Here is a 15,014-nt window from a genome sequence, read left to right on the forward strand (position 1 = left end):
CGGCCGTTCCAGGCGGTCGTCATCGTCACCTCGCCCGAGGCAAGCAGTTGCGGCGCCTGTGCGCCTGCTTCCCACCACACGATGCTGTCCTTGATGGTGTCGAGCTTGGCGAAAGCCTGGTCGACACCCGCGGGCGTCGAAAGCGTCTCATAGACCTGGTCCGGAGGCACTCCGTCAGCAAGCAACGCGAATTCGAGGTTGGTTGCAGGGTTCTTCCAAAGGCCTCGCTTTCCGGGGAATTTCTTCGTGTCGAACAGATCCTTAATCGTCTTCGGGCCGTCTGCAAGTTTGGCGCCGTCATAGGCAAGCGTCGTCGCGTAGACAATGGTGCCGACACCGCAATCGGACGTCGTGCCTTCGATCCAATCCTCTTTCGGGCCGATCTTCGACCAGTCGATCTTTTCGAAAATGCCCTCGTCGCAGCCTTGCAACAGCGTCGGCGCATCAACGTCAACGACGTCTATAGTTGTGTTTCCGGATTCGATCATCGCCTTGATCTTGGCGATTTCGCCGCCGTATTCCTGCTCGTCAATCTTGATGCCTGTGCTGGCTGTGTAGGATTCGAATACCGCCTTGCGCTGCGCTTCCTGATAGGCGCCGCCAAAACTCATGACCGAGAGCGCGTCCTGCGCCATCACCGTTGTCGAAAAAAGCACGCCGATTGAGAAAAACAGCGTCGGTCCGATTGATTTGATCCCCATGTCCTTCACTCCGTTGTGAGTTGAACCGGGCCCCGGCTGATTGTTTTTGCGCCTTGGCCAGTCGCACAACGCTAGTTTCGCAAATTGGCGCCGGCAAATAAGTACATGACATGATTCCATCAGAGCTCGTTATCATGGCCTGCGAGAGAGGGACTTTTGCCTCTGCATTTCGGATCGTCCGGTTGCCGCCGTTCAACTTGGGAGCAGATCCGCGTAGCGCCCGCCTAGCACCTTCTTTCGAAAAATGCCGCCGCACGGCCCAGGCACTACCGCCATCGCAACGCACCGTATCAGACTGGACCTTGGGAATACGCGCATCGCGTCGGGAGCTCGGAGGAACCGATGTTTCCGTGGTCCGCCACTTGTCTGGCTGAGGCATGAAACTGCAGTCGATTGAGTTGAGCTCGCCGCCGTCATCTTGCCAGATGAGTTTTCATGCCGCATGAGAAAACATTCTATGGGACGGATGATCGCGATCAACAGCAGATTGATTGCGAGATAGAGCACCCCGGCAATAGCGAATATCTCGAAGATCGAAGGTCTGGTTCATCAGTCGCTTGGCATAAAAGCGTGGCCTTGGGTTGTGCAACCGGCTTGGTCACGACGCCCCTCCCCAATTGTGGGATCGCGGCGCCTGCCGCAATTCCACGCTCCAGCTACGGCGCCACCGCGATGTGACCCTTCATGTTGGGGTGGAAGCGGCAGAAATAGTCGACCGCAAAGCGTGGCCTTGGGTTGTGCAACCGGCTTGGTCACGACGCCCCTCCCCAATTGTGGGATCGCGGCGCCTGACGCGATCCCACGCTCCAGCTACGGCGCCACCGCGATGTGACCCTTCATGTTGGGGTGGAAGCGGCAGAAATAGTCGACCGCTCCCGCGGCCTTGAACGTCAAGCTTGCGGACTTCTTCGGCGGGATCATCACGTCCCAACCGCCCTTGACGGTGGCCGTGTGGGCGAACATGTCCTTGTTCACCCATTCGATCGTGTCGCCTACCTTCGCCTCGATCGTCGCTGGCGAGAACACCAGCTTGTCGATGGTGACCTGAATGGTTTCGGCCTTCACCGGCGCTGCAATGAACGTCAGCGCCAGTGCAATCCAAAGATGCCGTTTCGGCACCATCAACGCCGGTCTCATTTCAGCATACTGGCGACATGTTCGGCATGCTGCTCATGGCCCTGGAATATTTTCAGCCCGGTCTCCAGCAGGCTCTTCAGTTCGGCATTGCTGGCTGAAGGAATGAGCAGCGTTTCGAGAGCGCCGTCGACCTGCTTGTGGTAGGCCACTTCATTGTCGACATAGGCTTTGTCGAAGGCCGCACCCTTCAGGTCGGCGAGCTTGGCCCGCTCTTCCGTGGCGGCTTTGGTGAGCGCCTTGCTGGTGGCGTTGTCTTCCGGCGTCACCTTGAGCTTCTTGACGAGATCGAGCGCCTGCTTGTTCACCGCTTCGTGGTCGCGCACCATGTCCTTGGCGAAGGCGAGCACCTCTTTGTTCTTCGATTTCTTGAGCGCTTGCTTGGCCGCCTCGACATCGATCACGCCGGCAGTATAGGCGATGTGCGCGATCTGCGGGTCGGTTGGTTTGTCGGCGGCTTGCGCGAGCGGGGCTGTGCCGAGCAGCAGCAAGGCGGCCAGGACGGCAGTGTGACGAATAAGCATGACATCTCCTTCGCCCGCACGCGCAAATCGCATCGGGCATCGTTTTCAGTTGACGATCATTGGATGCTGGGCAACGGCAAATGTTCCCGCCAAAATCAGCTGAATTCGACCAGGATCAGTCTCACAGGCCGAGCCGCTCCATCACGGCAGCGGTCAGCCGTTCGCAGCGCCGGCCGGCGAAGGGGAAGGCATCGAGGAGCACTGGCCCGATTTGGTCGTCCAGCGCCTTGCGCAGCAGGACGCGGGCGCGATGCAGGCGGGTCTTGATAGTTTCGGGGCGCACGCCGAGTAGTTCTGACGTCTCATCAATGCTCAGGCCCTCGATCACCCGCGCCACGAACACCATCCGGTAGAGATCTGGAAGGCTGTCGGTCGCCCGTTCGACAAGGGCCAGAATCTGCCGTTGCGCCATCGTCCGCTCCGGATCGTCGCTCGGGTTGAGGGGAAACTGGATAATCTCAGCTTGCGGATTTACCGGCATCGCCGCCGTTCGCCGTCTTTTTCGCAGCCGACCGAGCGCTTCGTTAATAACGATACGCGACAACCACGTGCCGAGCGAGGCGTCGCCGCGAAAACTCTCGAGATGGGCAAAGGCCCTGACATAGGCCTCCTGGACGACGTCCTCGGCCTCGCTGTCATTGCGCACCACGCCGCGCGCGATCCGGTAAAGCCGCTGGTTATGCTTCTTGATGATGGTGCGGAAGGCGGCGCCGTCACGCGCCATGGCGCGCTGTGCCAATACCAGGTCATCAGAGGCGGCGATGATTCCGATCGCGTCTCGTCGAACGTACGACATGAGCAGTCTCCTTGCCCTTCAATAGATGGGTCTCGACAACAAGGGTTCCCGAAAATCGTCACACCGGAATTGACGACAGGAATTCGCGCCTGAGATCAACGTCCGTGTCAAAAACGCCGAGCATGCATTTGGTGATCAGGCGGGTGCCGTGCGCGTGGACGCCGCGCGATGTCATGCAGCCGTGCTCGGCAACAAGGACGACGGCCACTCCACCCGGCTGCAGGGCATCCTCAATGGCGCGGGCGATGTCGTCCGTGAGCCGCTCCTGTATCTGCAGGCGACGGGCACAAGCCTCGACAACCCTTGCCAATTTGGAGATACCCACCACGCGCCTGACGGGCATGTAGGCGACGTACGCCTTGCCGTCGATTGCCGCCATATGGTGTTCGCAGAACGAATGAAACGCTATGCCGTGCAGTTCGACCGCCTGGCTATAGCCGCCGATCTCATCGAACGTCCGTTCGAGCAGCCTCACAGGATCTTGCCGATAGCCGGCAAACCACTCTTCATAAGCACGAACGACACGCGCAGGAGTATCGACAAGCCCGGGCCGGGCCGGATCGTCTCCGGCCCATGAGATCAACGTCCTGACCGCGGCCTCTGCATCTAAGCGCGTCGGGCGGGCGCGGCCGACTGTCTTGGGCGTCCCGTTTCCCGCTGAACTTCCCTCTGCGGAGGCCGGCACGCCGTCTTCGGTGCCGTCCAGAATTTGCGAATGCAGGTCCATCGGTCTCTCCAGTTCCACCTCGAAGCTATTGGATGCCCCTAGCGAGGATTGGTTCCCGACAGGCACGACACAGTGAGCAAGGTTCCCACCCATGGCAAACCGCGGGAAGTTTTCGAAACGTTCTGCATCCAGTTTCACGTCCGGCATTCTCGACACACGCCGTCAGGACTCGTGAAGGAGAACCTAAATGGCATTGATGCAGTCCGTGGAAAACCGACTCTCACCTCACTGTTGGTGTGTCCGTCGTGGCAATCACGACAATGTCCGTGCCGTCGGTTAGGTGGCCCTGCACGTCGGCGATGGCGTGCAAGGCAGTCGACGGCACATGAACCCGCCACGGCGCAGCATGGTTCACTGTTTCTGGCACCATTGCTTGCGTCGATCTTTGTACCGGCACACATTCCAGCTCGCGTGACGTGCATGGCCGGAGAGGGCTCTGATCCGCGTCATGACGCGACGCGCGGCCGTCCGGTGGCTGTCGCGACGACGATGGCTTCGACGAAACTGCGCTCTCCTTCGATTGTAGCAACCCTTATGTCGCGTGAGATTTCGATCCGGGCCTGATCGGTCCCCGCGCGCTCGGCGAGACCTGCTGCCAAGGCGCGAATGTGGGTTTCGGCGGCGGCCATTGCTTCGTCCTCGGTGTCATAGTCGTCCAGCCGCTCGCCTGAATTCAGACGGAATAGCCCGATCTCCGGCTGGCTGACGCGCGCTTCCGCCGACATCCGCACCTGCCCGACGACGGCACCCAGTGCGTTTGCGACGTCGGCGTGTTCGGCAATGCTGCAGTCATTGCCAATCAAATGCGGCAGACTCGCGTAGTGAAGCGATGCCGAAGCGCCGAGGCCGATCACCGGTCGGTCGAGTGCGATCGACAGCCGCGCCATGCCACCTCGCCGGCCAACCGCCCGCTGAACCAGCGGATTGGCAACCGAGACTCCGCCATCCAGCCCGTCCTCGGAAAAGACCGTTTCAAGAATGGCTTCGGCAGAACGCCGGGTCACCGCGGTGAGAACCATCTCGGAAAAAGCTTCCGCGCCTCTGGCGACGCGATGCCCCCGGCCGTCGCGTTTGCGTGCGAACAATTCGGCGCCCAACCGAGCCGCGACAGGATCCCAATTCCCTTGCCGGTCCAGAACGTGCGCCGCGTCGGATGGCGTGAAGCCCGCAATGTGCACCAGACCGCGCGCGACCAGGCGATTGAGCGTCGCGACCTGTGACGTCGATACGAGCAGCCGATCGAGTGCGGCGGGAATTGCCGAAATGTTGGCATAGAGCCGCGCCTCGGTAACCGTCAGGCCTGCGGCCAAACGTTCGGGCACACCTGTGCGCAATGCGAAACGACCGTCCAAACGGCTGGCGGTGGGACTAAGCAACTGCCGCTTGAGGCCTTGGTAGACGGCACCGCCGTGCTTCACCGCGGCGAGCGCCAGCGGCACGAGCCGACGGGGCCCGAGCACTATTGTCGAAGTCAGCGACCGCTCATGAAGCGAGACTTCCGAATCTCCACCGAGGCCAAAGGTGCGCATGGCGACGGCTTCCACCATGGTTCGCATTCCGCCGACAGTGGCACCTTCCGGATCGAGCCGAAGGCGGCCGCCGTCGAGAACGGCTATGTCGGTGGTGGTGCCGCCGATGTCGGACACCACGGCATCATCAACGCCGGTCATGTAGCGCGCCCCCACCAGGCTTGCCGCTGGTCCTGACAGGATGGTCTCGATCGGCCGGGCGCGGGCGAACTCAGCGGTGATAAGCGCGCCGTCGCCGCGCACGACCATGAGCGGAGCGACGATCCCGCGTCTTGCCAGAAAACCCTCGGTGGCATTGACAAGACGATCAATCATCGAGATCAACCGGGCGTTGAGAAGCGTGGTCAGCGCCCGGCGCGGGCCGCCGAGTTTCGACGACAGTTCGTGCGAACAGGTCACCGGAAGCCCGGTACGCTCGCGAATGACATCACGTGTTACGATCTCATGTACGGGATTGCGAACAGCGAAATAGGAGGCAACGGCAACGCCAGAAACCGTGTCAGCGAGAGACGGCAGCGCAGCCTCGAGAGCGTCCAGCACCAGCTGATGCGGATCGCCGTGGACGTCATGTCCGCCCGGGCAAAAGATCAAGGGGTCGGAGCCGAGGGCTTTTGACAATCCGTTTCGGGCAAGATCAGCTTCAGCGAAACCGATCATCACCAGCGCGACCCGTCCGCCTTGCCCTTCAACGAGGGCGTTGGTTGCAAGCGTGGTCGACATCGAGACGAGCTTGATAGCGCCAGGGTCGATGGCGGCCTCGGCCAAAACAGCATCGACGGCACCAGCGATGCCCTCGGAAAGATCGTGCCGTGTGGTCAGTGATTTGGCCTTGGCAACGATGCCTGTAGATTCCGACCACAGCACGGCATCGGTATACGTGCCGCCAGTGTCGATACCCAGACAAAGAGGCGACGGATGATGGGCGTATGCGTTCATTTCATTTAGTCGCCAGCCCGATTTGCCGCTCGAATATTTCGCGGCTTGTTCGCTTCGTCTACTTCAGCTGGCGGGCGGATCATGCTTGATGGCCTCCATATACGTGCATCTGATGCAATGTCGTGACTGCAAATGGCATAGCGCTGGGACCAGCGGGGGCGTCTGGCTGTCCGGAGATCGCCACTGCTTGCGACGTACATAGTCTATGCACGGCTCGTTCGGCTTCAGAGCACGCCATAGGTAATGTCGATGGGAATGCGGTGATCATCGATTGCGCGCACGCCAGCGGTGTTTTCAGCCAGAATGAGCGAGGCTTTGCGCTCCGGCTCCGATAGGTAAGTCCCCCAAAACTCGACCACGCCACTGGTGACGGTCACATCGGACTCTCCAGTTGAGGACCACGATTCGCATTGCAAGGCCTCCACAATTTCCAACCTAATACTGTTGTCGTCATGCAAGACCGGAATGCGCCAATCTTTGCCGGCAAGAGCGAGGGCTCCCACAAGGTTGGCGCGACTGACGATCCCTACCACCTGTCCATCGCGCAGCACTGGGACACGCTTGATCCGATTGTATTCAAGCAGCGTCGCGATCTCGGCGACGGGTGTACTCTCGACCACGGTCGCAACCTGCTTTGTCATGACGTCAGTAACGTGCGCGGAATGAGACCTGATATATGCTATCGCGAGACTGGCGTTGTTGGAGAAGAGACGAAGCCACCAGGAAGGACCCTGCGGCGCAGTGCCGATTTCCGCGCGGCGGATCAGATCTCCTTCGCTGACGATGCCCAACAACACACCTCGATCGATCACCGGCACGGCGCTGATCCCGTGCGACAGCAGAATATCGGCGACCTCATCAACGCTACTGTCAGGCTCTACCGCGATCACAGGTGACGTCATGACATCCTTGGCGATCAGCACTTCGTTCTCCTCACCTGTCGGCAGGCCGCGTAACCGGCGGCGAGGTCGTCGCAAAGCCTTGCCCGTTGCCAGCATGGAGGTCAGTCGCGCGATGGAACTCCCTTGCATGGAAAGCATACGCTTCCAGATCGGCTGGATCGCCAGTGAACAGCCCCATGGCCTCGGCTTTGCTGAAGAACCAGGGAGCGGGCAAACCGGGCTCAAGCGCCGTCACGGCGACAGCCGCAAGCAATGGCAGGCCTTCGCCCGCATCCTCGTCCATTAGATGTTCGAGTGCGTCGCGGAGCACGCCTATTGCGTTCGAACCAACCATGGTTTCGGCCAAGCTTGCATAGGTGATCGGCAGTCGGGCTTGCGCCTGCAGGAGCAATTCCTCGCGCAGCCGTGCCTTGAGAGCTGGCTCATCCGAAGGAGCAACTGGGCTGCCATCTTCTAGATCGTTGGCAGGTAACATTCGCCCGACCACATGGCGTTGGCCCTCCAGGCCGGAAAATGTTGTTTTGGGATCGTGTTCAAGCGTGTTCATCATCATCGCTGAGCTCAGGTGCCTTTCACCCGATATCGCCAAGACTCCAAATCTTGGCGCTGGGAGTGCCGGTGGCAACCGATCCTCTCAAGACCGTTTTGCCGTAATCTGGCTTACCCATTGATGCAAAACAAACGAAATTTATTGCGGGTTGAGAACAATAATTTTGCACCAGCGTTTTTTTGATCGCGGAGAAACACGGCCCTTTCCTTTTCGGATTCGATATGCATTTTTGACCAATGAAGCCGCCGCACCGAGACGCGGTGATTTCGCTCTGAAAGCGGTCTGGAGGATCTAAGATGATCACTGGAGCCCAATGCCGCGCCGCTCGCGCGCTGGTCGAATGGACCCGTGAAAAGCTCGCCAGCAATTCAGGAGTGGCTGCGTTGGTCATCGAAGAATTCGAGCGCCAGATCAGCCTTCCCGGCCAGGATATCTGCGATAGGCTGCAAACTGCGCTTGAAAACGCCGGCGCCGTTTTCATTGCCGAGAACGGCGGCGGTATTGGCGTTCGTCTTAAACTCAACCGCTCGGAAGTCAGGCGTATCGGCGTTCTAGAGAATGAAGGCGGCATCGTCGGAACGGACGCAGTTCCATAGTGCCGAGGTCTTGGAGCTCGATGAATTCACCTCACGGTGCACTCCTGGACGATCAAACCCCGCTTAGCTGGCAGGAGCAGCCAAGGAACGCTTATGACGGTTGCCTGGGACGATCTCACCGAGGAGGAACGCACAGCACTCAAGCGGATGAACCGCGGCCGTTACCCAGGCCTATCGAAAGCCTTGGCCGGACGCCTTGTGTTTCTCGGTTTGGCTGAGGAAAGACCGAGCGGGACCGGAATAAACAGGGCTGGGAGAGAACTGGTGATAGCCACGTTGCTTGGTGCCCGCCGCGACTAGCCCCCAAACAGATGGATAAGCTGGCGCGAGCGTGTTGATCTCCACCCGCCGAAGCAGCGAGCCCTTTCTCGGCAAGTCCGTAGCAGTCTGTTTGCAGGTACGGCGCACAGTGCTGGTACGGTTGCCGTCAGCCAGTATCGCCTGCTTCCATCCGAGTGGTCGCTGTGCGGAGCGGCGGTCGTGGAGAAAGCCCATCGTCTGCCTTGCCCAATGCCATCGAAGGCACCCATAATGAGTCAGGCAGCGATGCAGATTTGAACAACTGGGCCGCAATTCATGACAGGCGACACATCGTTGATTCTGATGATCGTCCTCCCTTTCGCGGCCGCCATCATTCTCCCGATCCAGGCGCGTAACACCGCAGCAGTTCTCGCCGGGACGGTAGCGTTTATCTGTCTGGGGCTAGGCGTTGTGCTTTAACCGTCCGTCCTCGATCGAGGCGTGGTGCGCAGCGATATCGAATGGCTTCCCACGCTGGGTCTTGACTTCACCTTGCGAATGGACGGATTCGCTTGGCTGTTCGTCATGCTCATAAGCGGCATCGGCCTTCTCGTGGTCATTTATGCGCGCTACTACATGTCGCCGGAAGACCCCGTCCCCAGATTCTTTTCGTTCTTTCTCGCCTTTATGGGATCGATGCTCGGGGTCGTTATTTCCGGAAACTTGATCCTGCTGGTCGTATTCTGGGAACTGACCAGCATCTTTTCCTTCCTGCTGATCGGCTATTGGCACCACAACGCCAGCGGCCGCGAGGGCGCCCGCATGGCGCTGACAATTACCGGCATCGGCGGGCTCGGTCTGTTGGCTGGCTTCCTGCTGATCGGCCACATCGTTGGAAGCTACAACCTTGATCGTGTGTTGGCCTCGGGCGGCCTTATCCGCTCCCACGATCTATATGTTCCCATCCTGGTTCTTGTGCTCCTGGGAGCGTTCACGAAGAGCGCTCAGTTTCCGTTCCATTTCTGGCTGCCCAACGCCATGGCCGCGCCGACGCCGGTTTCGGCCTACCTGCACTCAGCGACCATGGTGAAAGCCGGCGTGTTCTTGTTGGCTCGCCTGTGGCCGGTGCTTGCGGGTACATACGAATGGTTCTGGATCGTTGGCTTCGCCGGTATGATGTCTTTTGTGCTGGGAGCATATTTTGCAATCTTCCAGCGGGACATAAAGGGCTTGCTCGCCTATTCAACCATCAGCCATCTAGGTCTGATCACTCTTCTGCTCAGCCTCGGCAGCCCACTAGGGGCGGTTGCCGCCATCTTCCACATGATGAACCACGCCACGTTCAAAGCCTCGTTGTTCATGGCCGCCGGAATCATCGACCATGAGACCGGAACGCGCGACATGCAGCGGCTGGGGGGACTTTTTCGCTTCATGCCCTACACTGCGACGTTAGCCATGGTGGCAAGCGCCGCAATGGCTGGCGTGCCGCTCCTGAACGGATTTCTCTCCAAGGAAATGTTCTTCGCCGAGGCGATCCAAACGCACGCGGAGTCCATTCTCGATACCGCTGCGCCCTATGCAGCCGTCCTGGGCAGCGCTTTCGCAGTTGCCTACTCCGCACGTTTCATTCACGGCGTGTTTTTCGGGCCGCTGCCGGCTGATCTGCCTCGCAACCCCCACGAACCGCCGTTTTTCATGCGGTTTCCGATCCAACTTCTTGTTCTGGTCTGTCTTCTGGTCGGGACCGTTCCCGGCCTGACCATCGGCCCGCTCCTTCACACCGCCGTTACCTCCGTTCTGGGATCCGCGACGCCGCAGTACAGCCTGGCCGTCTGGCATGGGTTCACAATTCCCCTGTTCATGAGCGTGTTGGCGCTCGCCGGCGGTGCGATCCTCTATCTGTTCCTGAAGGATTATCTGGCCCGCTGCCACGACGGGCCGCCCTACTTTCGCCGTCTCAGGGGCCAGCGCGTCTTTGAGCGCGTGATGGTGGCAGTCTCGTGGAGAGGTGCCCGGTTTATGGAAAGGGCTCTTGGAACGCGTCGGCTCCAGCCGCAACTTCGGTTGCTGGTCGCCGCGGCCTTAACCGCGGGCGCGTGGCCACTCTACAGGACAGGTTTCGATCCCGGTCGGCTGACGGTCAAAGGCGTCGATCTCACCTTTGCGGGCATCTGGGCGATCGGCGCCGTGTGCGCCCTCGCCGCTGCATGGCAAGCCAAATTCCACCGACTGTTCTCCCTTGTTCTGCTTGGCGGAGCTGGACTTGTCACCTGCATCACCTTCGACTGGTTTTCCGCGCCGGACCTCGCGCTCACCCAATTGCTCGTGGAGGTGGTGACTACGGTTCTCATCCTTCTCGGCTTGCGCTGGTTGCCCAAGCGGTCGGCAGACCTGACCCCAAGCCTGGCCACGACGGCGGCAAAGCTACGGCGCTACCGCGATCTTGCGATAGCCGCGGCATGCGGAACCGGCATGACGATTATCGCCTATGCGGTCATGACGCGAAAGCCACCCGTCACCATTGCCGATTTCTTCCTGAAGAAGGCCTATTCGGAAGGAGGCGGCAAGAACGTCGTCAACGTGATCCTGGTGGACTTCCGGGGGTTCGACACGTTCGGCGAGATCGCGGTTCTCGGCATCGTCGCCTTGACGTCGTTCGCCCTGCTTCGTCGGTTCCGGCCGGCGCCCGACAACGTAGAATCGCCTGAACAGCAGCGCGTCCAGAAGGCATTTGACGAGGCCCGGCCCGATCGCCAGGTGGGCGATACAGTGAGCGACTATTTGCTCATCCCCGCGGTCATCATGCAATGGCTGTTCCCAGTGATCATTGTGTTCGCCGCCTATCTGTTCATGCGCGGCCACGACCTTCCCGGCGGCGGCTTTGTCGCCGGCATCGCATTGGCCGCGGCCTTCATTTTGCAATATCTGGCGGCGGGCACACGCTGGGTCGAAGACAGGTTGCGGGTGCTACCGGTGAACTGGATCGGCTTCGGCCTTCTCCTGGCGGCGCTTGTTGGGGCCGGCTCCTGGCTGTTCGGATACCCGTTCCTGACCTCGTATTCCCGCTACGTCGACCTGCCGCTCATCGGCACCGTGCCGGCGGCTACGGCGACCCTTTTCGATCTCGGCGTCTTTTCACTCGTTCTCGGTGCGACCGTGCTGATGCTCGTCGCTCTCGCCCACCAGTCCGTCCGCCGACTGCGCGCATCCCGGATTGCCGCGCAAGCCAAGGAGGAAATCGCGTAGTGGAACTTGTCCTTGCCATCGCTATCGGCGTGCTGACGGGATCGGGCGTTTGGCTGTTGCTGCGTCCGCGGACCTATCAGGTTATCATCGGCCTTTCGCTCATCGGCTACGGCGTGAACCTGTTCATCTTCTCGATGGGCAGACTTAGGGTGAGTGCGCCCCCCGTCCTCGTATCCGGCGCGGGAGTCAACACGGCGGACTACGCCGACCCCATACCGCAGGCGCTCGTTTTGACGGCGATTGTCATCGGCTTCGCGACAACGGCCCTGTTCCTCGTGGTGCTGCTTGTATCGCGCGGCTTAACGGGTAGCGACCATGTTGACGGCAGGGAGCCCAATTGATGGAAACGGCAGGTCATCTCATGATCGTGCCGATCATCCTGCCGCTGGCGGCAGGCGCGTTCGTGCTACTGCTGGACGAGCGTCGCCATGTCATCAAGGCACTGATTAGCATCGTCTCGACGCTTGCGATGGTGGGCGTTGCCATCGTTCTGCTTCGCTCGGCCGACAGTGCCGCTGCGCCGCCCGACGCAGCAACGACCAGCGTTTACCTGCTCGGCAATTGGCCTGCGCCGTTCGGAATAGTGCTCGTGCTCGACAGGCTGTCTGCCTTGATGCTGGTCCTGACCAGCGTGCTGGCGCTCGCTTGCCTGGCGTTTTCGCTGGCGCACTGGCACAAAGGCGGCCCGCATTTCCATACGCTTTTTCAGCTTCTGTTGATGGGGCTCAACGGCGCGTTCCTCACCGGCGACCTGTTTAACCTGTTCGTCTTCTTCGAAGTGCTTCTGGCTGCATCCTATGGGCTCGTTCTGCATGGCTCGGGACCGCTCCGTGTGAAGGCGGGCCTGCACTACATTGCAGTCAATCTCGCGGCTTGGTCGCTGTTTCTGATTGGGGTCAGCCTGATCTATGGCGTGACCGGTACCCTGAACATGGCAGATCTTGCGCAACGAATCCCGGCGGTTCCGGCGCACGATCGAATGCTGCTCGAAGCCGGCGCCGCCGTCCTCGGCATCGCCTTCCTAGTAAAAGCAGGCATGTGGCCGCTGAGCTTCTGGCTGCCGAGCGCTTACTCAGCGGCAGCGGCTCCGGTCGCCGCGATGTTCGTGATCCTGACCAAGGTCGGCGTCTACGTGCTCCTTCGGCTCTCCCTTTTGCTTTTTGGCGTGGACGCCGGCGTCACAGCGGGCCTTGGCCACTCGTGGCTGCTGTTCGGCGGCATGGCCACCATGGGCTTCGGCGCCATCGGTGTTTTGGGGTCGCAGGCTGTGGGCCGGCTCGCCGGCTTCAGCATCCTGGTCTCATCGGGCACACTGCTGGCAGCGATCGGTATGGCCGACGCCAAGGTCACTGCCGGAGCCCTCTTTTACATGGTCAGTTCAACCCTGACGATCGGCGCGTTCTTTCTCCTAATCGAGCTCGTCGAGCGGGTGCAGGATCCTGCCGCGAACGTATTATCAGTGACCATGGAAGCGTATGGCGACGACATGGAGGACGTGGCGGAACAGGAAGAAATCGGCGTTGCCATTCCCGGCCAGCTGGCAGTTCTCGGTATCTGTTTCGCGGCATGCGGGCTCTTGCTCGCGGGCCTGCCGCCGCTTTCGGGATTTGTCGGAAAGTTCGCGCTGCTGACCGCCATGCTGCGGCCCGACCCGGGGCCTAGTGGCGGCGGAATCGCGGGCCCCACATGGATCCTGGCCACGTTACTGATCGTGTCTGGTTTGTGCGCACTGATCGCGACGATGCGAGCCGGCATGCAGATTTTCTGGGCGCCGATCGAAGGCACCATACCGCATGTGCTGCTCCTGGAGATTGTACCAGTAGGCTTTCTGTTGACGCTCTGCCTGTTGATGACATTCCAGGGTGGACAAATGATGCGCTACATGGATGCGACCGCCCAATCCCTGCATTCGCCAGCGGACTATTTACGGGATGTTCTTTCTGCCCGACCGAGACATGGCCCCAACGCGACGAGCGACAGATGAGCGCCGCTCTGCCCTATCCGCTGCTGACAGCGTCGCTGCTCATCATCTGGCTGCTGCTCAACGGACTCTCCGTCGGCCAGGTCATACTCGGTGGGCTGATCGCCCTAGCAGCGTCCTTGGCAATGGCAGCGCTTCGACCCGCCAAGCCAAACATACGGCGGTGGGGCATGATCCCGCAACTGGCCCTGATCGTGCTGGCAGACATACTTCGCTCCAACATCGCCGTGGCGGGTATTATCCTGCAAGGCAGGCGGAATAACAGAACATCCGGCTTCGTGATGCTCCCACTCGAGTTGCGCGACCGGACTGCGTTGGCCGTACTTGCCTGCATCATAACCAGCACCCCCGGCACCGCCTGGGTCGAATATCATGCGGGCAGCGGCAGGCTTCGCATCCATGTTCTCGACCTGGTCGACCAGCAGGCGTGGATCGATCTGATCAAGCAACGGTATGAATGGCGGTTGATGGAGATTTTCGAATGAGCGGCGCAATAATCGTATGGTCCGTTACCCTCGCTCAATTGCTTCTACTCGCCGCGATGGCATGCGCTCTGCTGCGGCTCGTTCGAGGGCCACGCGCGCAAGACCGGATCCTGAGCTTCGATGCGCTCTATGTCGGCGCCATGCTTCTGCTCCTCACCTTCGGCATTCGTGCCGGCAGCACGGTCTATTTCGAGGCGGCCCTCGTGATCGCGCTTTTCGGCTTTGTCTCGACCGCGGCGCTAGCGAAATTCCTCATGCGCGGCGAGGTAATAGAATGATGCCTCTCGACGACCTACCGATCTGGGCGGCTCTGCTCACGGCGTTTTTTCTGATCCTAGGATCGGTGCTGACGCTACTTGGGTCGATCGGGCTCCTGCGGTTCGGAAGCTTTTACGAACGAGTACATGCGCCGACCTTGGGGACCACGTGGGGCATGGGCGGTGTCTTGATCGCGTCGATCGTCTTTCATTCAGTGCTGCAGTCCAAGCCGGTCCTGCACGAGATTCTCATCGGACTGTTCGTGACTGTCACGACACCGGTCTCGCTTATGCTCCTGGCGCGCTCGGCGCTTTATCGGGACCGCAGCGCCGGCGACGATGGTGTCCCGCCATTCGAGGCAGTCGTGGAGCCTCAAGAGAAGCAAAGACAGCCACTTGAAATATGAGCT

15 protein-coding genes and 1 pseudogene are annotated in these 15,014 nt (G+C 60.4%); 7 read left to right on the forward strand and 9 right to left on the reverse strand.

The window, feature by feature from the left end:
• The 9 genes from LB543_RS17530 to LB543_RS17570 form a co-directional block, all read right to left on the reverse strand.
• Positions 1-701 (reverse strand): ABC transporter substrate-binding protein (locus LB543_RS17530; protein WP_224614930.1); only part of this gene is annotated, 701 nt, incomplete at its 3' end.
• An 810-nt stretch (positions 702-1,511) separates the two neighbouring features.
• A complete protein-coding gene (locus LB543_RS17535) occupies positions 1,512-1,823 on the reverse strand; it encodes a cupredoxin family copper-binding protein (protein WP_224614931.1) in 312 nt (103 codons plus the stop codon).
• 11 nt (positions 1,824-1,834) lie between these two features.
• Positions 1,835-2,359, reverse strand: a complete 525-nt coding sequence (locus LB543_RS17540; protein WP_224614932.1) for a DUF4142 domain-containing protein — start codon at positions 2,357-2,359, stop codon at positions 1,835-1,837.
• A 121-nt stretch (positions 2,360-2,480) separates the two neighbouring features.
• Positions 2,481-3,155 (reverse strand): RNA polymerase sigma factor, encoded by a 675-nt coding sequence (locus tag LB543_RS17545; RefSeq protein ID WP_224614933.1) that lies wholly within the window; start codon positions 3,153-3,155, stop codon positions 2,481-2,483.
• A gap of 58 nt (positions 3,156-3,213) precedes the next feature.
• Complete coding sequence (gene folE / locus LB543_RS17550) at positions 3,214-3,882, reverse strand: GTP cyclohydrolase I FolE (protein WP_224614934.1); 669 nt, start codon at positions 3,880-3,882, stop codon at positions 3,214-3,216.
• A 446-nt stretch (positions 3,883-4,328) separates the two neighbouring features.
• A complete protein-coding gene (locus tag LB543_RS17555) occupies positions 4,329-6,347 on the reverse strand; it encodes a hydantoinase/oxoprolinase N-terminal domain-containing protein (RefSeq protein ID WP_224614935.1) in 2,019 nt (672 codons plus the stop codon).
• Between the two features lie 224 nt (positions 6,348-6,571).
• Positions 6,572-7,270, reverse strand: a complete 699-nt coding sequence (locus LB543_RS17560; protein WP_224614936.1) for a CBS domain-containing protein — start codon at positions 7,268-7,270, stop codon at positions 6,572-6,574.
• A 10-nt stretch (positions 7,271-7,280) separates the two neighbouring features.
• Positions 7,281-7,802, reverse strand: coding sequence for a hypothetical protein (locus LB543_RS17565; protein ID WP_224614937.1), 522 nt, complete (start codon positions 7,800-7,802; stop codon positions 7,281-7,283).
• Positions 7,803-7,821: 19 nt separating this feature from the next.
• Positions 7,822-8,190, reverse strand: a complete 369-nt coding sequence (locus LB543_RS17570) for a hypothetical protein (protein ID WP_224614938.1) — start codon at positions 8,188-8,190, stop codon at positions 7,822-7,824.
• Here LB543_RS17570 and LB543_RS17575 point away from each other — a divergent pair.
• The 7 genes and pseudogenes from LB543_RS17575 (at position 8,183) to mnhG (ending at position 15,011) form a co-directional block, all read left to right on the forward strand.
• Complete coding sequence (locus LB543_RS17575; protein WP_224614939.1) at positions 8,183-8,395, forward strand: XRE family transcriptional regulator; 213 nt, start codon at positions 8,183-8,185, stop codon at positions 8,393-8,395. The genes LB543_RS17570 and LB543_RS17575 overlap by 8 nt on opposite strands.
• Before the next feature lie 576 nt (positions 8,396-8,971).
• Positions 8,972-11,881 (forward strand): annotated as a pseudogene (locus LB543_RS17580) (monovalent cation/H+ antiporter subunit A).
• The gene (locus LB543_RS17585) at positions 11,881-12,222 is read left to right on the forward strand and encodes a Na+/H+ antiporter subunit C (RefSeq protein ID WP_224614940.1); all 342 of its coding nucleotides are present in this window, start codon (positions 11,881-11,883) and stop codon (positions 12,220-12,222) included. Before LB543_RS17580 ends, LB543_RS17585 begins: the two are co-directional and overlap by 1 nt.
• Positions 12,222-13,865 (forward strand): monovalent cation/H+ antiporter subunit D, encoded by a 1,644-nt coding sequence (locus LB543_RS17590; protein ID WP_224614941.1) that lies wholly within the window; start codon positions 12,222-12,224, stop codon positions 13,863-13,865. Before LB543_RS17585 ends, LB543_RS17590 begins: the two co-directional genes overlap by 1 nt.
• The gene (locus tag LB543_RS17595; protein WP_224614942.1) at positions 13,862-14,347 is read left to right on the forward strand and encodes a Na+/H+ antiporter subunit E; all 486 of its coding nucleotides are present in this window, start codon (positions 13,862-13,864) and stop codon (positions 14,345-14,347) included. Before LB543_RS17590 ends, LB543_RS17595 begins: the two co-directional genes overlap by 4 nt.
• Positions 14,344-14,625 (forward strand): K+/H+ antiporter subunit F, encoded by a 282-nt coding sequence (locus tag LB543_RS17600; protein ID WP_224614943.1) that lies wholly within the window; start codon positions 14,344-14,346, stop codon positions 14,623-14,625. Before LB543_RS17595 ends, LB543_RS17600 begins: the two co-directional genes overlap by 4 nt.
• Positions 14,622-15,011: a monovalent cation/H(+) antiporter subunit G gene (mnhG, locus tag LB543_RS17605; RefSeq protein ID WP_224614944.1), complete on the forward strand. Its 390-nt coding sequence runs from the start codon at positions 14,622-14,624 to the stop codon at positions 15,009-15,011. Before LB543_RS17600 ends, mnhG begins: the two co-directional genes overlap by 4 nt.
• The last annotated feature ends 3 nt before the right edge of the window (positions 15,012-15,014 follow it).

Source organism: Mesorhizobium sp. ESP7-2 (genome assembly GCF_020164715.1).
Taxonomy (GTDB): domain Bacteria; phylum Pseudomonadota; class Alphaproteobacteria; order Rhizobiales; family Rhizobiaceae; genus Mesorhizobium.